Origin of the sequence: Streptomyces sp. NPDC014891 (assembly GCF_043081085.1) — a bacterium.
In the GTDB taxonomy this organism is placed as follows: Bacteria; Actinomycetota; Actinomycetes; order Streptomycetales; family Streptomycetaceae; genus Streptomyces.
On sequence record NZ_JBIBWF010000012.1, the window covers coordinates 187032 to 206658 of the forward strand.

The following is a 19627-nucleotide window of genomic DNA, read 5'->3' on the forward strand; positions in this document are numbered from 1 at the left end:
GTGGAGACGGCAGACCGTAGCAGCGGGCACCGCCGACGGGGTACGGAGTTTCCTCCGCCGGGGCCCTTCTGGACACTGCGGCCCCGGCGGAAGGACAATCAAGAGGTGACGACCCCTTTCGAGCTTCCGGCGAACACCCCTCGGCTGACCGACGCCGAGCGGGACCGCGCGCTGGTGCTGCTCCGTGAGGGCGCCGCCCAGGGCCGCCTCTCGCACGACACGTTCGTCTACCGGATGGAGCGCGCGCTCCAGGCCCGGCGCCCCGACGAACTCGCCCTGCTCACCGCCGACCTGAGGACCGAGGGCACCTGGACCCGCCGGGTGGTGGGCGCGGTCGAGCGGATGTCGGCGTTCACGGCCAGGCTGGGACGCGCCTGGTCCGCGGAGCGGCTGCCGAAGCTGCTGCTCCCCCTGCCGGGCCCGCACCCGCTGCGCATCGGCCGCGACCCGGTCAACGGCCTCCGCCTCAGCCACGAGACGGCCTCCCGGCTGCACGCCGAGCTGTCGATGCAGAGCGGCATGTGGGTCCTCCGCGACCTCGGCTCCACGAACGGCACCACCGTCAACGGACGGCGGGTCACGGGCGCGGTGGTCGTCCGCTCCGGCGACGTGGTCGGCTTCGGCCAGATGTCCTTCCGCCTCTCGCACGGCTAGGCCCTAGCGGCAGCCCTTTCCGGCTGCGCGGCCGAGCCCGCCGAGTCTCCGTCGCCCCGCACGCCGCCCGTCCACGTACCACCCGTTCGGCGGTATGCGGCGGGCGGCGTGGCGCGGGCGGTGGTGGGCTGGGGGGACGCGCGCCACCGTCTTCGGCCGCGGCACCCACCGCCGAACGACAGGGGGCGCGATGAGCCACGAGCAGCACCGCGAGCCGGGCCGGGGCACGGGCGACGACCTGCCGGAGGCACCGCCCGCGGACCCCTGGACCCGCCTGCCGTCCATGGCACCGGCGACGCCCCCGGCCGACGGCCGCGCGACCGCGGGACGGACGGGCGGCGTGCTGCGCACCGGCCCCGCGTCCCTTCCCGGCCGCGTGCCCACCGCGCACCGGACCGGCGGCCCGGCCGGGGCCGGGGTCGTCGCGCCGAGCCCCCTCGACCCCGGTGCCTCGCGGGACCCGCACGGGATCCACCGGACCCTGCGCGAACAGTTCCCGCTCACGTACGACCCGCTGCTGCGGGCCTGGGTCCTCAGCCGGTACGCGGACGTGGCCACCGCCCTGACCGACAGCCGGTTCACCCACGGGCACCGCCCCGGCGACCCGCCCTGCGCCCGGGCCCACGTCGACGTCGACGTGGCGGCCCTGCGCGCGGTCACCGAGCGGACGGCGTACGTCCTGGCCCGCCGGATCGCCGAGCGCCCGCAGGCCGACCTGGTCGCCGAGTTCTGCCACTGGCTGCCCGCCGGGACCGTCGCCGCCGCCGTCGGGGTCCCCTACCGCGACATGATGCGGCTCGTCCGCGGCCGGGCCGCGGGCGCCCTCGCGGGCGAGTGCGGCGGACAGATCGCCGTACGGGAGAAGGCCCTCGCCTCCTTCCTCGGCAACGTCCTGTCGGACCCGGACCAGGTGGCCGCCCTCCGCGACGCCCCCGCCGGACTCGTAAGCCGGGCCTGGGCGGAGTCGCTGCGCCGCGACCCGCCCGTGCAGATCGCCGTGCGCCGCACCTCCGCCGAGGTCGCGGTCGGCGGCGGCACCGTCCCCGCGGGCGCCTCCGTCGCCCTGCTGGTCGGCTCGGCCGGCCGCGACCCGGAGCGCTTCCGCGAGCCGGACCGCTTCGATCCGTTCCGCGACGACCCGGGCCAACTCACCTACGGCAGCGGCTTCTGCCCGGCCGTGATCCTGGCCGGCCTGGAAGCCGAGTACGCCCTGCGGGCCTTGTTCACGGCCATGCCGCGACTCCGGCTCGCCGACGGCTTCCGGCCCGTGTGGACCGGGCTCATCACCCGGGCGCCGCGGAGTCTGATCGTCCGTCCGGGCGGCTGAACGACACCGCCGACCGCTGCTAGGGTGACGTGCGCTCGTCAAGAAGCGCCCTTTTCAGTACCACTTTCAACGGGGATTCAAACGTGAAGATGCGTCATGTCCGCGCGATCGCCGTCTTCGGCATCGCGGTCGTCGCCCTGACCGGTGCCCGCGGCTCGCACGGCGGCAGCTGCGGCGGCAGCAGCGGTTCCGGCGGTTCCAGCAGCAGTAACCACAACAGCGACAACGACAGCACCTCCGGCGGCACGTCCGGCGGCTCCCTCCCCGGCGGCTCCAGCAGCGCCGACAAGGCCGTCCGCGACGTGACCATCAACGAGTGCAAGTTCGACCCGGCGACGAAGAACCTCGTCGCCCGGATCACCGTCAAGAACGACGGCGCCCTCGACTACGACTACAGCGTCACCATGAAGTTCAAGGGCGACGCGGGCGGCACCGCGATCCCGGCGACCGCGACGAAGACCGCCGTCGCGGTCGCCTCCGGCGCCTCCCAGAGCGTCGAACTGAGCACCCCCTACCCGGGCTCCGGCGACGGTTCCGAGTACACCAAGTGCGAGGTCTCGCGAGCCTCCCGCTCCTGATCCTCGGAGAGGGCCCCGGGGACACCCCCCGGGGCCCTCAGTCGCGGACGCGCGCCAGCAGCGCCACCGGACGCTCCGCGAACAGCTCCGCCAGCTTCAGCTCCGTCGCCGGACCGCCGATGAACTCCCGCACCCCGTCCAGGGCGTCGGCCCACCGGCCCTCCGGCAGGACCAGCTCCGTGTCCTGCCAGCCGCCCGCCTCCGCGAGGCGCAGCGGCAGCCGGGTCGCCGCGGTGATCACCTCGTCCGACCGCACGAAGGCCAGGCAGTGCGCCGCGGTCGGCCCCTCGGCCGCCAGCGGGGCGTACCCGCCGCGCGCCCCGAAGGCCGCCGGACGCTCACGGCGCAGCCGCAGCGCCGCCCGCACCAGGGCCGTGTGGTCGTCGTCCGCGCCGACGGCGAACGGAGCCCGGTTGTCCGGATCGACCAGCGCCCGGTACTCGCGCTCCGTGTTCTGGTACAGCTCCGGCACCCCCGGCATCGTCAGCTGCGCGAGCAGCGCGCCCAGCGCGTGCGCCCGGATGTGCGGCTCCAGCGCGAAGGCCGCCTCCGAGGCCGACCGCAGCGGGATCCGGCCCGGACCGGCCGCCGCGAACTCCTCCACCGCCCGCTCGTACTCCGCGTCCGGCTCCGTCCAGCTGGTCCGCAGCCCCGCCTCCCGCACGGACTTGAGGATCGCGGGCCCGAGCCGGTCCGCGTCCGGCGCGCCGAAGCCGAAGGCGGTCTGCCAGGCCGTCCAGGCCACGTGCGGATCCGGCGCCGACACCCCCGCGACCTCCCCCAGGAGGTCCGCCCACACCTGGGGGCACTGCGAGAGGACCGCGATCGCCGCGCGGACGTCCGCGCTGCGCTTGGTGTCGTGCGTGGACAGCACGGTGCCGGTGCCCGGCCAGTCCCGGGAGATCCGCCGGCAGAACGCGTGGAACTCCTCCACCGACACGGCCGGTCGCCCCGCGTCGCCGCCCACCTCGTTCGCCGAGAGCAGCGGGGTGTACCGGTAGAACGCCGTGTCCTCCACGGACTTGGCCCGCAGGGCCGAGGAGGTCTGGGCGAACCGGGCCCGGAACGCCAGGTGCTCGGGCCCGTCGCCGAGCGTCCCGAGCGCCAGGGCCCGCACGGTGTCCACCGCGGCCGCCTCCTCCGGCACCGCGAACGCCGCCTTCGCGCCCCGCGCCGCCTCCGGGGTCAGCACCTCCTCGCCCCCGGTGCGGTACGACCGGTACACCGGGACCCGGACCAGGAGCTCGCGGACGGCCGTGCGCAGCGCCCAGGGCGCGTGGTCCCGCAGGGCGGGGTCGGCGGCGCAGATCCGCTCCGCGATCCGGGTCAGGACGGCCGTCTCCGCGGCCAGGTCGTGGCCGACCACCTCGTACGCGGCCCGCCGTTCGGTGGCCTCCCAGCGGCCGCCCCGGTCACCGGCCCGGGACACGGACTCCCGGTACAGGTCGGCCAGTTCGTCCGCGCCGACGGGATCGGTGAACACCCCGTCGACGTGCCGCAGGGCGTCGTACCCGGTGGTGCCGGCCACCGGCCAGGCGTCGGGCAGCACCTCCGGGCCGGTGAGGATCTTCTCGACCACCGTCCAGCAGCGCCCGCCGGTGGCCGCGGCGAGCCGCTCCAGGTAGCCCTGCGGATCGGCCAGTCCGTCCGGGTGGTCGATCCGCAGCCCCTGGATCACCCCGTCCCCGACCAGCTCCACGATCTTCGCGTGGGTCGCCGTGAACACCTCGGGGTCCTCGACCCGCACCCCGATCAGCTCCGAGATGGTGAAGAACCGGCGGTAGTTGAGCTCGGTGCGGGCCAGCCGCCACCAGGCGAGCCGGTACCACTGGGCGTCCAGCAGCTCGTCGATCGGCAGCCCCTCCGTGCCCGGCCGCAGCGGGAAGTCCTGCCCGTCCAGACGCAGCGAGCCGTTACCCACCCGCAGCCGGTCCCGCACCTCGGGGAGCCGCGCGGGAAGCACCGGCAGCAGCAGCCGGCCGTCCCCCGCGGACCGGTCCACGTCGAACCAGCGGGCGTACGGCGAGTCCGGGCCGTCGCGGAGCACGGCCCGCAGCGCGTGGTTGTGCCGGGCGGAGGCCGCCATGTGGTTGGGCACCAGGTCGACGACGAGGCCGAGTCCGTGCGCCCCGGCCGTCGCGGCGAGGGACCGCAGCCCCTCCTCGCCGCCCAGCTCGGCGCGCACGGACCGGTGGTCCGTGACGTCGTACCCGTGGGCCGAGCCGGGGACGGCCTCCAGGACGGGGGAGAGGTGGAGGTGCGAGACCCCGAGGTCCGCGAGGTACGGGGCGGCCCGTTCGGCCGCCGCGAAGGGGAAGTCCGGCTGGAGCTGGAGCCGGTAGGTGGCGGTGGGGAGCGCGGGAAGGGGCTGGGCGGAGCCGGACGGGAGGGAGGTCATGCGAACGTACGTACCCCGCCGGAGGGCTTCTGTGTCATCGCCTCATGCACCCGTTCGTGTGCATCGCGTTACGTTCGCCCGATGCTCCGGACGTATCGCGACACCCTCTCCCTGCTCGGCCCCGCGCTGCCGGTCCTCTCCTTCCTCGGCCGGCTGCCCACCGCCATGTGCCAGCTCGGCAGTCTGCTCCTGGTCGCCGAGACGAGCGGTTCCCTCGCCACGGCCGGCCTGGCCGGCGGGGCGCTCGCGGCCGGGCAGACCCTCGGAGGGCCCGTCGTCGGGCGGCTCAGCGACCGGCACGGCCAGCGCGGGACCGTCCTCGCGGCCTCCCTCGCCAACGCCGTCGCCGTCACCGCCCTGGTGTCGGCCGCCCTCGCCCACGCCCCCACCGCCTGGCTGATGGTCCTCGGCGCGCTCGCCGGGGCGACCGTCCCCCAGGTGGGACCGCTCGCCAGGACCCGCTCGGTGGCCCTCGCCCGCCGCTCCGGCGCCGACGACCGGACCGTCGGCACCGTGCTCTCCTTCGAGGGCACCCTCGACGAGGTGTCCTTCGTCCTGGGCCCGGCGTTCGTCGGCCTCGCCGCCGCCCTCGCCCACCCGGCGGCGGCGCTGCTCCTCGCGGCCCTCCTCCTCGCGGTCTTCGGCACCGCCTTCGCCCTCCACCCGTCGGCGCGGGCCACTCGTCCGGAGCCGTCCGCGACCACCCGTACGGGCGCCGCCGAACGGACGCGGCTGCCGGGATCCGCGTACGCCCTGCGCGGCTCGATGGTCCTCCAGGGCGCCATGTTCGGTGCCTCGCAGGCCGGCATCACCTCGCTCACCGAGGAGCTCGGCGCGCCCGCCCAGGCCGGCCTCGTCTACGCGGCGATGGGGGTGATGAGCGCCGCCGTCGGCCTCTCCATGGCGGCGGTGCCCGTCCGGATCGGACTCATGGCCCGCTGGCGCGCGGCGACCGCGGCCCTCGTCGTCCTCTCCGTGCCGCTGCTGTTCGTCGGCTCGCTCGGCGCGCTGTACGCGGTCGTCGTCGTCCTGGGCGCCGCCTACGCCCCGCACCTGATCACCGTCTTCGGGCTCACCGAGCGGACCGTGCCGGCCGGCCGGCTCGCCGAGTCCATGGCCTTCCTCACCAGCGGGGTCGTGGCGGGGCAGGCCCTCGCGCTGGCCGTGTCGGGCCGGCTCGCCGAGGGCCACGGAGCCCCCGCCGCCTTCGCGGTGGCGGTGGGGGCGGCCGTGGCCTGCGCGCTGCTGTCCTGGACGGTGCGGACGGCGGCGGCAGGCCCCGTACGGGACCTCAGGCCGGCCGGCGCAGAACCGTCAGGCTGAGCGGGGCGAGGGTGACCCGCTCGCCGCCCGCGAGCTCCGGCCCCTCCTGCGGCGGCATGCCCTCCGGGTCGGAGGTGTCCACCACCGTGCGCCAGCGGGTCCCGTGGCTGTCCGGCACCGCGAACTCCAGCTCCGTCGACGAGGCGTTGAACATCAGCAGGAAGGAGTCGTCGGCGATCCGCTCGCCCTGGGTGCCCGGCTCCGAGATCGCGTTCCCGTTGAGGAAGACGGTCAGCGCCTGCGCGTGCGCCGCCTGCCAGTCCCGGGACGTCATCTCCTCTCCCTCGGGAGTGAACCAGGCGATGTCGGTGAGCTCGTCGTGCGTGCCCTCCACCGGCCGCCCGTGGAAGAAGCGGCGGCGGCGGAAGACCGGATGCTCACGGCGCAGCCGCACCATCGCCCGGGTGAAGCGGAGCAGCGTCGCCTCCGCCTCGCTGTCCTCCTTCGGCCAGCGCACCCAGGACACCTCGTTGTCCTGGCAGTAGGCGTTGTTGTTGCCGCCCTGGGTGCGCCCGAACTCGTCGCCGTGGCTGAGCATCGGCACGCCCTGCGAGAGCATCAGGGTGGCCAGGAAGTTGCGCATCTGACGGGCGCGCAGCTCCGCGATGCCGACGTCCTCGCTGTCGCCCTCGGCCCCGCAGTTCCAGGACCGGTTGTGGCTCTCGCCGTCCCGGTTGCCCTCGCCGTTCGCCTCGTTGTGCTTGTCGTTGTACGAGACGAGGTCGCGGAGCGTGAAGCCGTCGTGGCAGGTCACGAAGTTGACCGAGGCGAGCGGCCGCCTCCCGTCGTCCTGGTAGAGGTCGGAGGACCCGGTCAGCCGGGAGGCGAACTCGGCCAGGGTGCGCGGCTCGCCCCGCCACAGGTCCCGCACGCAGTCCCGGTACTTGCCGTTCCACTCGGTCCACAGCGGCGGGAAGTTGCCCACCTGGTAGCCGCCCTCGCCGACGTCCCAGGGCTCGGCGATCAGCTTCACCTGGCTGACCACCGGGTCCTGCTGCACGAGGTCGAAGAACGAGGACAGCCGGTCCACCTCGTGGAACTGCCGGGCCAGGGTGGCCGCCAGGTCGAAGCGGAAGCCGTCCACGTGCATCTCGGTCACCCAGTACCGCAGGCTGTCCATGATCAGCTGGAGCACGTGCGGGGACCGCATGAGCAGCGAGTTCCCGGTGCCCGTGGTGTCCATGTAGTAGCGGGGGTCGTCCGCGAGCCGGTAGTACGAGGGGTTGTCCAGGCCGCGCATGGACAGCGTCGGGCCCAGGTGGTTCCCCTCCGCCGTGTGGTTGTACACCACGTCGAGGATGACCTCGATGCCCGCCTGGTGCAGTGCCCGCACCGCCGACTTGAACTCCAGGACCTGCTGGCCCCGGTCGCCCCAGGATGCGTAGGCGTTGTGCGGGGCGAAGAAGCCGATTGTGTTGTAGCCCCAGTAGTTGGAGAGCCCCGCGTCCACGAGCCGGTGGTCGTTCACGAACTGGTGGACGGGCATAAGTTCGAGGGCCGTGACCCCCAGCTCCTTGAGGTGCCCGATCACCGACGGGTGCGCGAGCCCGGCGTATGTCCCGCGCAGCTCCTCCGGAAGGTCCGGGTGGAGCATCGTGAGGCCCTTCACATGGGCCTCGTAGATCACCGTGTGGTGGTACTCGGTCCGCGGCCTCCGGTCGTCGCCCCAGTCGAAGTAAGGGTTGACCACGACCGAGGCCATCGTGTGCGGCCCCGAGTCGAGGTCGTTGCGCGAGTCGGGCTTCCCGAAGTGGTACCCGTACACCGCCTCGCCCCAGTCGACCCGCCCCGACACCGCGCGCGCGTAGGGGTCGAGCAGCAGCTTCGCCGCGTTGCAGCGCAGCCCGCGCTCCGGCGCGTACGGGCCGTGCACGCGGAACCCGTACCGCTGGCCGGGCATCACGCCCGGCAGATAGGCATGCCGCACGAACGCGTCGGTCTCGCGCAGCTCCACCGCCGTCTCCGAGCCGTCGTCGTGGAGCAGACACAGCTCGATCCTGTGGGCGGCCTCCGAGAAGACCGCGAAGTTGGTTCCCGCACCGTCATAGGTGGCGCCCAAGGGGTACGCCTGTCCCGGCCAGACCTGCATGGATACGACTCTTCCTCATCTGTCCGGGTCCTGTGGACGTTCTTCGGCCGAATCCTGCCCGAAAGAGGCGCAACCTCCTAGGACTTCGCCCCGTCCTACCGGGTGACCGCGGTTCCGGAGGGGGAATGAGGGGGAAGTGTGTACGAAATAGCGCGCCGCCACCTGGGGAAGGTGGTGGCCGGGGCGGCCATGGCGGTGACGGGAACCGCCGTCGCGGTGGCGGTCGGTCTGCCGGGCGTCTCCGTCGGCCAGGGCGCGCCCGGGCCCGCCGGGTCCACCGCGCGCGGCGGCGCGGCGGACGGCGGGGGAGCGGGAGCCGGAGCGGCCGAGGCGGGAGCCGGGGGGCAGGCGCGGGGCGCCGTGCCGCCGGCGGCGGTGGCCCCCGCCGCCGCCGAAGGAGAGAGGGGCGTGGGCAGCGATCCGCTCACCGACGACGAGCTCGCCCGCGCCGAGGCGCTGGCGCTGACCCCGCCGGGCGCGTCCGCCCAGCGCGACGTCGAGGGCGGCAGGGGACCCCAGCACCTGGGCACCGGCCTCGCCGACCCTCTCCCGGGGGACGGGACGCGCCGCGCCGAGGTCCGCTTCTACGACTACGGGCGCGACGAACTCGTCACCCGGACCGTCAACCTCGCCACGGGCGCGGTCGAGAAGTCGGCCGCGCAGCGCGGGGTCCAGCCCTCCGCCCACCCCGAGGAGCTGCGCGAGGCCCTCGAACTGATCCTCGCGAGCCCGCTCGGCCAGGGCGTCCGGGAGGACTACCGGGACGCCACCGGCAAGGAGCTCGCCTCCACCGCCCAACTGTGGTTCAACGGTGACGTCTACCGGCCCTACCGCGAGGCGAACGTGCCCGCCCGGCTGAGCCGTTGCGGCGAGCACCGGTGCGTACGGCTCGTCACCAAGGTCCTCAACGGGGCCTGGATCGACACCCGCGACCTGATCGTCGACCTCTCCGCGAGGACCGTCACCCGCGTCGGCTGACCACCGCCGCCGGTCCTCTCCCGCCGCGCCCGCGCGGACGGCGGGCCGACCTCCGTACGAGGGAGTACGTCCCCATGCCCACCCCGCTCAGCCCGACCGCCGCGCGCGGCCGGCGCGCCCGGACCCGGGGCGCCGTCCTGGCCGCCGCCGTCCTGTTCGGCACCGCGACCGCCGCCACCGCCCCCGCGACCGGGGCTCCGGCCGCCCCGGCCCCCGGCCCGACGCGCACCCCCGCGGTGCCGCCGCCGCCCCCGACCCGCACCCCCGTCACCCCCGAGGGCGACTGCTCCGACGCCTACCGCATCACGCAGAAGCTCGACGGCGGCGCCACCTGGCGCATGTGCTGGCGCTACGACACCGACGCCGGGCTCACCCTCGACAAGGTGACGTACCAGCCGCCCGGCGCGGCCGCTCCGATCAAGGTCCTCGCCAGCGCCCGGCTCGCCCAGATCCACGTGCCCTACGACGACGGCGGCGCGGAGTACGACGACCTCACCGGCGCCGGCTTCGGCTGGGGCCTGCAGAACCTCAAGCCCGCCGAGTGCCCCGGCGGCACCCTCACCACCGTCAAGGTGCCCGAGGTCGGGAGGATCACCGGCCTGTGCACCACCACCCGGGCGCGCGGCCACGCCTACCGCATGGCCAGCGACAGCGGCGGCAGGGTCTACCAGGCCCAGGCCAAGGACCTCCTCGTCTACACGGTGAACAAGGTCGGCTGGTACGAGTACATTTCCGAATGGCGCTTCTCCGCCGACGGCACCATCGGGGCCAACGTCGGTGCCACCGGCAGCCTCTCGCCCGTCGACTACAACGCCACCGACGGCCGCGGCTGGCCCATCGGCAAGGGCTCCCGCTCCTACGCCACCAGCCACGCCCACAACGTCTTCTGGAAGCTCGACTTCGGCCTCGACGGCTCCACCAGGGACCGGATCGAGCAGTTCGACTCCACCGTCACCGCGCCCGCCCCGGGCGGCGGCGGACCCACCGTGAAGACCGTGCGCACCCAGGTCACCAGGGAACTCGCCGGCGACGCGAAGAACATGCGCTGGTGGCGGGTGGTCAGCGGGACCGGCAAGAACGCCGACGGACACGCCCGCTCCTACGAGATCGTGCCCGGTCACACCGACACCCACGCGGGGCGCGGCTTCACCAAGCACGACGTGTACTTCACCCAGGCCCGCGCCTGCGAGAAGTTCGCCAGCAACAACATCGGCGGCTGCGCGCCCAACGCCGGTGACAGCGTGGACAAGTGGGTGAACGGCGAGACCCTGACCAAGCCGACCGTCTGGGTCAACATCGGGTTCCACCACGTCGCCCGGGACGAGGACCAGCAGCCCATGCCGGTGCACTGGCAGGGCTTCCAGCTCGCCCCCCGGGACGTAACCGCTATGAATCCGCTCACTCCGTCCGAACTCGCCTCCCAGAACGGACAACCCGATCTGGGGAGTTGAGGAAGCAGCCTGACGATCCTGCTGCACCGCCTCCCGCTCGCGGAGTACCCTTCCTTGATCGTTGTCGGACCGGTCGACACGGGCGTCCAGGAGCAGAAGGCGGTGCGCGGGTGAGCTCGGGAGGTCTGGAGCTGCCCCCAGGGGATCCGGGTCAGGAGAAGGGTCCCGCCGGCCCCGCCGAGGCCCCGTCCGGCGCGGTCGCGCCGCCGGGAGCCGTGCCGCCCGGCACGGTCACCGTGGCCCGGCCGGTGGAGATAGGGGCGGAACTCGACTGGGACGCCGAGGCCTGGAGCGAGGTCCGCACCCGCGCCCAGCGCGCCGGACGGGCCTACATCTGGCTCAACCTCGTCGAGCAGCGGCTGCGCGCCGTCGTCGCCGCCGTCCTGAGGCCCGTGTACGAGCCCGTGCACGGCGAGGACTGGGTGGTCGCCGCGGCGGGCCCGGCGGGCCAGGAGTGGGTCCAGCGGGCGGTCGCCGTGCGCGAGGTGTCCCGCCGCAAGGGCTACCTCCTGGACCCGGCCGACGACAACGTCCTCAGCTTCCTCACGCTGCCGCAGCTGCGCGAGCTGATGGTGCAGCACTGGCCGTGCTTCGAGCCGTACTTCGACGACCGGCGGGAGGTCGAGCTCGCCCTCGACGAGCTGGAGGTCACGCGGAACGTGGTCTCCCGCAACCGGGCCCTCTCGCTGACCGTCCTCGCCCAGTCCGAACGGGCCTCGGCCCGCATCCTGGAGATCCTCGGCGGCGGCGCCGGGGTGCCCTCCGCCGACCGGCTGCCCGTCGACGCGGTCGAGGACCTCGTCGGGGACCGGTACGCGGACGTGGTCTCCGTCCACCCCGACCGGGTCAGGCTCCAGCGGCAGCTGCCCGCCGAGGACCTCTTCGGCGGGGCGCGGCGCCTCGACGCCACCGGCATAGGCCTGAACCTGCTCGTGCAGAACTTCTCCGGGCGCCGCATGGTGCGCCTCGCCGAGTCCGGCTGCCGCACCCGGCTCCTCTTCCTCAACCCGGCGAGCAGCGCGGTCAAGCGGCGCGAGCGGGAACTCGGCCTGAAGAAGGGCGAGCTGAGCCGCTCGGTCGAGATGAACATCCTGCACATGCGCCGGGTCCGCTCGAAGCTCCGCGACCCGGGGGCCTTCCAGATCCACGTCTTCGACGAGACGCCCCGCTTCACCGCCTACCTGGTGGACGGCGACGGGCCGGACGGCGTCGGGGTCGTGCAGTCCTACCTGCGCCGTGCCCGGGGCATGGAGGCGCCGGTCCTCGTCCTGCGCGGCGGCGGGCGGAACGTGGTGCGCCACGGCCAGGGCATCCGTGACGGCGATCACGGACTTTTCGAGACATACCGGGAGGAGTTCGAGTCCGTCTGGCTCGATTCCCGGCCTGTTTCCTGACCCGTCGACGGGGGAGGCGGAAGGCGTTGTCAGTGGTGCGTGCGAGGGTGGTCAGCACCACGGGGGAGATCACGTAAGGAGGACCCGATGGCTTGGCACGGCGAGACGCTGGTCGGCTTCGACCTGGAGACGACCGGCACCGAACCGCTGGAGGCGCGGATCGTGACGGCCTCGATCATCGAGGTCGACGGCGGGGGACACGTCACGCGCCGGCGGGACTGGCTCGCCGACCCGGGCATCCGCATCCCGGAGCAGGCCTCCGCGATCCACGGCATCAGCACCGAGCGCGCGGCCGCCGAGGGCCGCCCGGCGCGCGAGGTCGCCGACGAGATCGCGACCGCCCTCGCCGCCTACTGGGAGGACGGCGTCCCGGTCGTCGCGTACAACGCCTCCTTCGACCTCACGCTGCTCTCCGCCGAACTGCGCCGGCACGGACTGCCCTCGCTCAGCGAGCGCATCGGCGGCGTCCCCATCGGGCCCGTCGTCGACCCGTACACCATCGACCGCGCCGTCGACCGCTACCGGCGCGGCAAGCGGAACCTGGAAGCGGTCTGCGGGGAGTACGGGGTGGTGCTCGAAGCCGCCCACCAGGCCGCCGCCGACGCGCTCGCCGCCGTCCGGGTCGCCGTCGCGATAGCCGAGCGGCACCGCCAGGTCGCCGAACTCGACCCGGCCGAGCTCCACGAGCGCCAGATCGGCTGGTACCGCGCCTGGGCCGAGAACTTCCAGGCCTTCCTGCGCCGCAAGGGCGACGAGGAGGCGGTCGTCGACTCCACCTGGCCCCTGCGCGACGCCGTCGCCGTGGCCGGCTAGCCGTCCTCCGGCCCGCCCGTCCCGCCTCGCCGGGCCCGTCACGTCAGAACGGGTACCAGCGGACCTCGGGATCACCGTCCCGCAGCGAGGCCACCCGCCGCTCGAACTCGGCCAGCGCCTTCGGGTTCGCCGGCGCGTGCTGCGCCACCCACGCACAGCTCGCGGTCTCCCGCGCCCCACGCAGCACCGCGCATCCCTCCCACTCCCGCACGTCCCAGCCGTACGCCTCGGTGAAGGCCTCGTAGGCGACCGGGTCCAGGCCGTACCGGTCCCGGGAGAGGGCGAGCACCACCAGATCGTGCTCGCGCAGATCCGAGGAGAAGGTCTCCAGGTCCACCAGGACCGGGCCGTCGGGGCCCACGTGCACGTTCCGGGGGAGGGCGTCGCCGTGGATCGGGCCCGGTGCCAGACGCGGCGTCAGCGCGGCCGCCGCCGGGGCGAACGCGTCCCGCCGCTCCCGGAGGAAGGCCGCGTCCGCCGGGTCGATCGCGTCCCCCGCGAGCCGCAGCCACCGCTCCACCCCGCCCAGCAGCTCACGGCGCGGCAGCGTGAAGCCGGTCGGCTCCGGCAGCGCGTGGATCCGCCGGAGCAGCGGCGCCAGATCGCGCGGTTCCGCCGGCCGCACGGCGTCGGGCAGCCGGTGCCAGAAGGTGACCGGATGACCCTCCACCAGCAGCGGCTTCTCCTCGGCGGCCCGCACCGCCGGGACCTCCGCCTCGGCCAGCCAGCCGGCCAGCGCCACCTCCCGCTCCGCCCGCTCGAACAGCTCCGCGTCCCGGCCCACCTTCACGGCGAGACCACCCACGGCGAAGACCGCGTTCTCCCCCAGGGCCAGCAGCCGCGCCTCCGCGACCGGCAGCCCCGCAGCGGCCAGGATCTCCCGCGCCCGCGCCTCGTCCATCGACCTCTCCCGTACCCGTACGGCCGCGGTCCGTCCGACGGCGACCCGTGTGATTGCGCCAAAGTCTCCCATCCACGCAGCTCACCGCGCAGATCGCCTTGACGGTCCCGGGGACCGTCAGGACCATGGCGGGGTTCCCGGCGGCCGCCGGGGGCGGGCGGACGGGGGTCGGATCGGTGAGCTCGCTGACCGCGACGAAGCGGCCCGGCCGGAAGCGCCCCCCGCGCGCCGCCCGCGACGGACGCCCGCGCGGCCCCGACTTCGGCGCCTGGTTCCTGGTGCTCCCGGCCCTGCTCCCGATCCTGGTCCTCAGCGTCGGCCCCCTGCTCTACGGCATCGCGCTCGCCTTCACGGACGCCCAGTCGGGCCGCACCACGGCCACCGGCTGGGTCGGCACGCTCAACTTCCAGGACCTGCTGCACGACACGCTCTTCTGGGACTCCTTCCGCATCGGCGCGGTCTGGGCCGTCGGGGTCACCGTCCCCCAGTTCCTGCTCGCCCTCGGTCTCGCGCTCCTGCTCGACCAGAAGCTCCGCCTCCGCTGGCTCGCCCGGGCCCTCGCCATCGTCCCCTGGGCCATGCCGGAGGTCGTCGTCGGCATCATGTGGCGCCTCGTCTACAACCCCGACGCCGGCATCCTCAACGAGACCGTCCGGAACCTCGGCCTCGGCGACGGCCGCGACTGGCTCTCCGGACTCGCCACCGCCCTCCCCGCCGTGATCGTCGTCGGCGTCTGGGCGGGCATGCCGCAGACCACCGTCGCCCTCCTCGCCGGACTCCAGAACACCCCGCGGGAGCTCCACGAGGCCGCCGCCCTCGACGGGGCCGGTGCCTGGCGCCGCTTCCGCACCGTCACCTGGCCCGCGCTCCGACCGGTCGCCCTCGCCATCACCGCCCTCAACCTCATCTGGAACTTCAACTCCTTCGCCCTGGTCTACGTGCTGACCAACGGCGGACCGGGCGGCCGCACCCGGCTCCCCATGCTCTTCGCCTACGAAGAGGCCTTCCGCTACGGACAGTTCGGCTACGCCGCCGCGATGGGCTGCGTGATGGTCGCCGCCGTCTCGGTGCTCGTCGCGCTCTCCCTCGTACGACGGCTGAAAGGGGACCAGGACCGGTGAGCGCCTTCCGGACGAGCCGAGCCGCGCGGGTCGGCCAGTACGCGGCCCTCCTCGCGTATCTGGTCTTCCTCGCCTTCCCCTTCCTCTGGCTGGTCTCCACCGCCTTCAAGCCCGCCCCCGAGCTCGCCTCGCTGCACCCCACCTGGATCCCGAAGGACCCCACCCTCGGCAACTTCCGGCAGGCCTTCGACGAGCAGCCGCTGCTCAGGGCCGCCGGGAACAGCCTGGTCGCCGCGGTCGCCGCCGCCGTCACCGCGGTGGCCGTCGCGACCCCGCTCGCCTATGTGGCGGCCCGCCACCGGGGCCGGCTCGCCTCGGCCGCGACCGGCTGGGTGGTGATCAGCCAGGCGTTCCCGTTCGTCCTCGTGATCATCCCCCTCTTCCTGATCCTGAAGCACCTGCACCTGGTGAACAGCGTCTTCGGCCTCGTCCTGGTCTACGTGGTCTGGTCGCTGCCCTTCGCCCTGTGGATGCTGACCGGGTACGTCCGGGCCGTCCCCGCCGAACTGGAGGAGGCCGCCGCGGTCGACGGGGCGGGCCGGCTCCGCACCCTGGTCTCGGTCACCGCCCCGCTGCTCGCCCCCGGTGTCGTCGCCACCGCCCTCTTCGCCTTCGTCACCGCGTGGAACGAGTTCTTCTTCGCGCTCGTCCTGCTCAAGACCCCCGAGAAGCAGACCCTGCCGGTCGTCCTCACCCACTTCCTCGGCGCCGAGGGCGTCGCCGACCTCGGGCCGCTCGCGGCCGCGGCCTTCCTCGCCACCCTGCCCTCCCTCGTCGTCTTCGCCCTCCTCCAGCGGCGGATCACCGGCGGGACCCTGGCCGGGGCGGTGAAGTCATGAGGCGACGGACCCTCGCCCTCACCGCCGCCCTGGCCCTGCTCCTCACCGGCTGCACCGCCGGCGACGACACCTCCCGGGACGGGGCCGTACGGCTCCGCTTCCAGTCGCTCGCCTGGCAGAAGGAGTCCGTAGACGCCAACCGGGAGCTGGTGCGCGAGTGGAACGCCGCCCACCCCGACGTGCAGATCGACTACGTCCAGGGCAGCTGGGACTCCGTCCACGACCAGCTCCTGACCTCCTTCGAGGGCGGCGAGGCGCCCGACATCATCCACGACGCCTCCGACGACCTCGCGGACTTCGCCTACGGCGGCGACCTCGCGGACCTGCGCCCCCTGCTGCCCGAGCGGCTCCGCGCCGACATCCCCGCCCGCAGCTGGGAGACCACCACCTTCGGAGAGGGGGTCTACGGCGTGCCGTTCCTCCAGGAACCACGGGTGATCATCGCGAACCGGAAGATCCTCGAAGACTCCGGCGTTCGCCTCCCGACCCCGGCGGAGCCCTGGACCTGGACCGAGTTCCGCCGGATCACCCAGGACCTCACCCGCGCCATGGGACCCGGCCGGCACGCCGTCGCGTGGCCGCTCAAGGAGCCCGTCTCCGTCAGCCTCAACCTGGGACTCTCCGCCGGCGGACAGCTCTTCCACCGGGCGGCCGACGGCCGGGTGACCGTCCGCTTCACCGAGGCCGACGCCGTCGTCCCCGGCACCATCCACGACCAGGTCGTCACCGACCGCACCGCCCCGCGCACCACGCTCGGCAGCGGCGGCTCCGACACGCTCCCCGGCTTCTTCGCCGGGAAGTACGCCATGGTCCCGCTCGGGTTCGCCTACCGGCAGCAGATCGCCCAGCAGGCCCCCGAGGGATTCGCGTGGACGGTCCTGCCCGCCCCCGCGGGCGACGCGGGCCTCACCCAGGGCGTCTCCCCGCAGACCCTGTCCATCGCCGAGGACAGCCCGCACAAGAAGGAGGCGGCCGCGTTCCTCGACTTCCTCCTGCGCCCGGAGAACACGGTGCGGCTCGCGCGCGGCGACTGGATGCTGCCGACCGGCACGACCGCGCTCGCCGACCCCTCGCTCCGCACGGACCGGGACGGCTGGGCGACCGGGGCCGCGCTCGCCGAACGGCTGCGGCCGGCCCCCGCGCAGTCGGTGCGCGGATACCCCGAGTGGAAGGACAAGGTCGCGACCCCCGCCTTCCAGGAGTACTACAGCGGGGCCATCGACGGTGCCGAGCTCGCCCGGCGCCTGGTGGAGGACGGCAACCGGGTGCTCGCCCGCTATCAGCGCAAATGAGGGGGTCGCAGAGGCTTCGGCATTACGAAAGTTTGTTGAATAAGTCACAGATGGGTGAAGGGTCTTCTCGCGGCTCCCCCTGATCGGACAGGGTCGAACCGGCCACCGTGCCGCCCCCCACGAGGCGCGGTGGCCCGCCCTACTCTGAACCCATGACGCAGACCTACGCCCTCCTGCTCCGCGGCATCAACGTCAGCGGCCACCGCAAGGTCCCCATGCCGGAGCTCCGTTCCGTCCTGGAAGGCCTCGGGCACCAGGACGTCCGCACCTACCTGCAGAGCGGCAACGCCGTCTTCACCACCGGCCGCGGAGCCGACGGGGACGCGCTCACCGACGCGATCGAGCAGGCGATCGAGGACCACTTCGGCTTCCGCGTCGACTGCCTCGTGCGCGACGCCGACTACCTGGCCTCGGTGGCCGAGGACTGCCCCTTCCCGGCGGCGGAACTGGAGGGCAAGCAGCTCCACGCCCTCTACCTCTCCGGCCCGGCCGACCCCGAGCGCTTCGCCGCGATCGACCGCGAGGCGTTCGCCCCCGAGGACTTCGCCCTCGGCGACCGGGTCGTCTACCTGTACGTCCCCGAAGGCCTGGGCCGGTCCAAGCTGGCCGACGCCCTGACGCGGGCGAAGGTCGTCAAGGGCCTCGTGGTCACGGCCCGGAACTGGAACACGGTGGTCAAGCTGGTGGAGATGACCCGGGGAGACTGACGGAATGGCCCAGGGGGAAGGCGCCCGATTGGACCAGGGGGACAGGCCAATGGCTGGCTAGATTCGTTCCATGACGACCACCGAGATCCAGCCGCAGGACCGGTTCCAGCCCCGCGCCGCCCCCCGCCCCGCCGTCGACTTCTACTTCGACCCCGCCTGCCCCTTCGCCTGGATCACCTCCCGGTGGATCCTGGAGGTCGAGCGCGAGCGGGACATCGACCTCCGCTTCCGGGTCATGAGCCTCGCCCTCCACAACGAGGGCAACACCCTGCCCGACTGGTACCGCACCCTCGTCGACGCCTCGGTCGGACCCGTCAGAGTCGCGGCGGCCGCCGCCGCACAGCACGGCGAGGAGATCCTGCGCCCGCTCTACACCGCGTACGGAACCCGCATCCACGAGCAGAAGCGGGAGGACTTCGACGCCGTCGTCGCCGAGGCGCTGGCCGAACTCGGCCTCCCCGCCGGACTCGCCGCGGCCGCCCACGACCCGGCCCACGACGAGGCCGTCCGCCGCAGCCACGACGCCGGCAAGGACCCCGACGCCGACGCGTACGTCGGCACCCCCACCCTCCACGTCGACGGCACCGTCTGGTTCGGCCCGGTCCTGCGGGCCGTCCCGCGCGGCGAGCGCGCGGCCGAACTCTTCGACGCCTTCCGGGTCCTGGCCGGCCACCCGGACCTCTTCGAGCTGAAGCGGACCCGCACGGGCGGCCTCGACTTCTCCTGAGTCCTGCCCGCCGGCCGGACACGGGAAGGGGCCCGCCTCCCGACGAGCGGGAGACGGGCCCCGGGAGGACCGGCGGTTCGACGACCGGTCCGTCCGACCGGTCGCCTACCTGGCGAAGCCGTAGTCCAGCAGCTTCTTGACGTCGGTCGCCCGGTTCGCCTCGCTCGACGAGGCGAGCACCGCGCCGATGACCGTCTTGCTGCCGCGGGTCGCCGCGAACACCAGGCAGTACTTGGCCTGCGGGCCCGAGCCGGTCTTCACACCGATCGCACCGCTGTACGTGCTCAGGAGCTTGTTCGTGTTGGTCCACGACATGTACCGGTACCCGCCGGTCTTCGTGGTCACCTTCTGCTTCGTGGACTTGGTCTTGACCACGGTGCGGAAGGTGGAGTTCTTCATCGCACTGCTCGCGAGCTTCGTCAGGTCGCGGGGCGTGGAGTAGTTGCTCCCATTGCTTATTCCGTCGAACGAGTCGAAGTGGGTATTGCGCATCCCGAGGTTCCTCGCCTCGGTGTTCATCTTCCCGATGAACGACTTGATCCGCGCCTCCCGCGTCGTGCCGGTGCCGAACTTGTCGGCCAGCGCGTAGGCCGCGTCGCAGCCCGACGGCAGCATCAGGCCGTAGAGGAGCTGCCGGACCGTCACCTTGTCCCCGACGATGAGCCGCGCGGACGAGGCGTTCTTGGAGACGATGTAGTCGCTGTAGGCCTTCTGGACGGTGACCTTGGCGTCGAGGTTCAGGCCGCGCTGGGCCAGCACCACCTTCGCGGTCATGATCTTCGTGGTCGAGCCGGTCGACCGGCGCGTGTCGGCGGCCTTCCCGAACAGCGTCGCGCCCGTCCCGTTGTTCATGACGAAGCCGCCCTGGGCGGTGATCGACGGGGTGGGCGGCGCGGCGTACGCCTGACCGGTGAAGAGGCCGCCGGCCAGCACGGCCGAGGCCGTGACCGTCACGGTCACGGCTCTGCGCACGCCGAGTGTCGAAGTGATCAAAGTCTTCTGCCCTTGGTAGGAACCGATGTCGTCCGGGCCGCA

At 73.5% G+C, this 19627-nt stretch carries 17 protein-coding genes; 13 read left to right on the forward strand and 4 right to left on the reverse strand.

Annotated features, from left to right (window positions below):
- Positions 1–105 precede the first annotated feature (105 nt).
- The 3 genes from ACF09E_RS30315 (at position 106) to ACF09E_RS30325 (ending at position 2559) form a co-directional block, all read left to right on the forward strand.
- Positions 106–654 (forward strand): DUF1707 and FHA domain-containing protein, encoded by a 549-nt coding sequence (locus tag ACF09E_RS30315; RefSeq protein ID WP_361854784.1) that lies wholly within the window; start codon positions 106–108, stop codon positions 652–654.
- 190 nt (positions 655–844) lie between these two features.
- Positions 845–1981: a cytochrome P450 gene (locus ACF09E_RS30320; protein ID WP_392208730.1), complete on the forward strand. Its 1137-nt coding sequence runs from the start codon at positions 845–847 to the stop codon at positions 1979–1981.
- A gap of 89 nt (positions 1982–2070) precedes the next feature.
- Positions 2071–2559: a hypothetical protein gene (locus ACF09E_RS30325; protein WP_392208820.1), complete on the forward strand. Its 489-nt coding sequence runs from the start codon at positions 2071–2073 to the stop codon at positions 2557–2559.
- Positions 2560–2596: 37 nt separating this feature from the next.
- On the opposite strand, the gene treY is transcribed toward ACF09E_RS30325, so the two are convergent.
- A complete protein-coding gene (gene treY, locus ACF09E_RS30330) occupies positions 2597–4957 on the reverse strand; it encodes a malto-oligosyltrehalose synthase (protein ID WP_392208732.1) in 2361 nt (786 codons plus the stop codon).
- Between the two features lie 81 nt (positions 4958–5038).
- Here treY and ACF09E_RS30335 point away from each other — a divergent pair, with 81 nt between their 5' ends.
- Positions 5039–6280 (forward strand): MFS transporter, encoded by a 1242-nt coding sequence (locus ACF09E_RS30335; RefSeq protein ID WP_392208734.1) that lies wholly within the window; start codon positions 5039–5041, stop codon positions 6278–6280.
- On the opposite strand, the gene glgX is transcribed toward ACF09E_RS30335, so the two are convergent.
- Positions 6249–8369, reverse strand: coding sequence for a glycogen debranching protein GlgX (gene glgX, locus ACF09E_RS30340; protein WP_361854796.1), 2121 nt, complete (start codon positions 8367–8369; stop codon positions 6249–6251). The genes ACF09E_RS30335 and glgX overlap by 32 nt on opposite strands.
- Before the next feature lie 189 nt (positions 8370–8558).
- Between glgX and ACF09E_RS30345 the strand changes: the two genes are divergently transcribed.
- From ACF09E_RS30345 to ACF09E_RS30360, 4 genes are all read left to right on the forward strand, one after another.
- Positions 8559–9347, forward strand: a complete 789-nt coding sequence (locus tag ACF09E_RS30345) for a Tat pathway signal sequence domain protein (protein WP_392208822.1) — start codon at positions 8559–8561, stop codon at positions 9345–9347.
- A 74-nt stretch (positions 9348–9421) separates the two neighbouring features.
- Entirely contained in the window at positions 9422–10798 is a 1377-nt protein-coding gene (locus tag ACF09E_RS30350) for a copper amine oxidase (RefSeq protein WP_392208736.1), read from the forward strand.
- Positions 10799–10908: 110 nt separating this feature from the next.
- Positions 10909–12192 (forward strand): SAV2148 family HEPN domain-containing protein, encoded by a 1284-nt coding sequence (locus ACF09E_RS30355; protein WP_361853411.1) that lies wholly within the window; start codon positions 10909–10911, stop codon positions 12190–12192.
- An 87-nt stretch (positions 12193–12279) separates the two neighbouring features.
- Positions 12280–13005 (forward strand): 3'-5' exonuclease, encoded by a 726-nt coding sequence (locus ACF09E_RS30360; RefSeq protein WP_392208738.1) that lies wholly within the window; start codon positions 12280–12282, stop codon positions 13003–13005.
- A 43-nt stretch (positions 13006–13048) separates the two neighbouring features.
- On the opposite strand, the gene ACF09E_RS30365 is transcribed toward ACF09E_RS30360, so the two are convergent.
- Positions 13049–13906, reverse strand: a complete 858-nt coding sequence (locus tag ACF09E_RS30365) for a phosphotransferase enzyme family protein (protein ID WP_392208740.1) — start codon at positions 13904–13906, stop codon at positions 13049–13051.
- A gap of 125 nt (positions 13907–14031) precedes the next feature.
- On the opposite strand from ACF09E_RS30365, the gene ACF09E_RS30370 reads away from it, so the two are divergent.
- From ACF09E_RS30370 to ACF09E_RS30390, 5 genes are all read left to right on the forward strand, one after another.
- Complete coding sequence (locus tag ACF09E_RS30370; RefSeq protein WP_392208742.1) at positions 14032–15027, forward strand: carbohydrate ABC transporter permease; 996 nt, start codon at positions 14032–14034, stop codon at positions 15025–15027.
- Positions 15024–15866 carry a carbohydrate ABC transporter permease gene (locus ACF09E_RS30375; protein WP_392208744.1) on the forward strand — a complete coding sequence of 281 codons (843 nt, stop codon included), beginning with the start codon at positions 15024–15026 and terminating at the stop codon, positions 15864–15866. The genes ACF09E_RS30370 and ACF09E_RS30375 overlap by 4 nt, the downstream gene beginning before the upstream one ends.
- Positions 15863–17158: an extracellular solute-binding protein gene (locus ACF09E_RS30380; RefSeq protein ID WP_392208746.1), complete on the forward strand. Its 1296-nt coding sequence runs from the start codon at positions 15863–15865 to the stop codon at positions 17156–17158. Before ACF09E_RS30375 ends, ACF09E_RS30380 begins: the two co-directional genes overlap by 4 nt.
- Before the next feature lie 152 nt (positions 17159–17310).
- On the forward strand, positions 17311–17865 hold the full coding sequence (locus tag ACF09E_RS30385) for a DUF1697 domain-containing protein (protein ID WP_392208748.1): 555 nt from the start codon (positions 17311–17313) through the stop codon (positions 17863–17865).
- A gap of 70 nt (positions 17866–17935) precedes the next feature.
- The gene (locus ACF09E_RS30390) at positions 17936–18592 is read left to right on the forward strand and encodes a DsbA family protein (RefSeq protein ID WP_392208750.1); all 657 of its coding nucleotides are present in this window, start codon (positions 17936–17938) and stop codon (positions 18590–18592) included.
- Positions 18593–18697: 105 nt separating this feature from the next.
- Here the strand turns inward: ACF09E_RS30390 and ACF09E_RS30395 are convergent, their stop codons facing one another.
- Positions 18698–19564, reverse strand: coding sequence for a D-alanyl-D-alanine carboxypeptidase family protein (locus tag ACF09E_RS30395; RefSeq protein ID WP_388802945.1), 867 nt, complete (start codon positions 19562–19564; stop codon positions 18698–18700).
- Between the last annotated feature and the right edge of the window lie 63 nt (positions 19565–19627).

Coding starts and splice junctions, on each gene's coding strand:
- ACF09E_RS30320 (WP_392208730.1), top strand. CDS start 845: ATGAGCCACGAGCAGCACCGCGAGCCGGGCCGGGGCACGGGCGACGAC.
- glgX (WP_361854796.1), bottom strand. CDS start 8,369: ATGCAGGTCTGGCCGGGACAGGCGTACCCCTTGGGCGCCACCTATGAC.
- ACF09E_RS30370 (WP_392208742.1), top strand. CDS start 14,032: ATGGCGGGGTTCCCGGCGGCCGCCGGGGGCGGGCGGACGGGGGTCGGA.
- ACF09E_RS30385 (WP_392208748.1), top strand. CDS start 17,311: ATGACGCAGACCTACGCCCTCCTGCTCCGCGGCATCAACGTCAGCGGC.
- ACF09E_RS30345 (WP_392208822.1), top strand. CDS start 8,559: ATGGCGGTGACGGGAACCGCCGTCGCGGTGGCGGTCGGTCTGCCGGGC.
- ACF09E_RS30380 (WP_392208746.1), top strand. CDS start 15,863: ATGAGGCGACGGACCCTCGCCCTCACCGCCGCCCTGGCCCTGCTCCTC.
- ACF09E_RS30325 (WP_392208820.1), top strand. CDS start 2,071: ATGCGTCATGTCCGCGCGATCGCCGTCTTCGGCATCGCGGTCGTCGCC.
- ACF09E_RS30350 (WP_392208736.1), top strand. CDS start 9,422: ATGCCCACCCCGCTCAGCCCGACCGCCGCGCGCGGCCGGCGCGCCCGG.
- treY (WP_392208732.1), bottom strand. CDS start 4,957: ATGACCTCCCTCCCGTCCGGCTCCGCCCAGCCCCTTCCCGCGCTCCCC.
- ACF09E_RS30335 (WP_392208734.1), top strand. CDS start 5,039: ATGCTCCGGACGTATCGCGACACCCTCTCCCTGCTCGGCCCCGCGCTG.
- ACF09E_RS30365 (WP_392208740.1), bottom strand. CDS start 13,906: ATGGACGAGGCGCGGGCGCGGGAGATCCTGGCCGCTGCGGGGCTGCCG.
- ACF09E_RS30360 (WP_392208738.1), top strand. CDS start 12,280: ATGGCTTGGCACGGCGAGACGCTGGTCGGCTTCGACCTGGAGACGACC.
- ACF09E_RS30390 (WP_392208750.1), top strand. CDS start 17,936: ATGACGACCACCGAGATCCAGCCGCAGGACCGGTTCCAGCCCCGCGCC.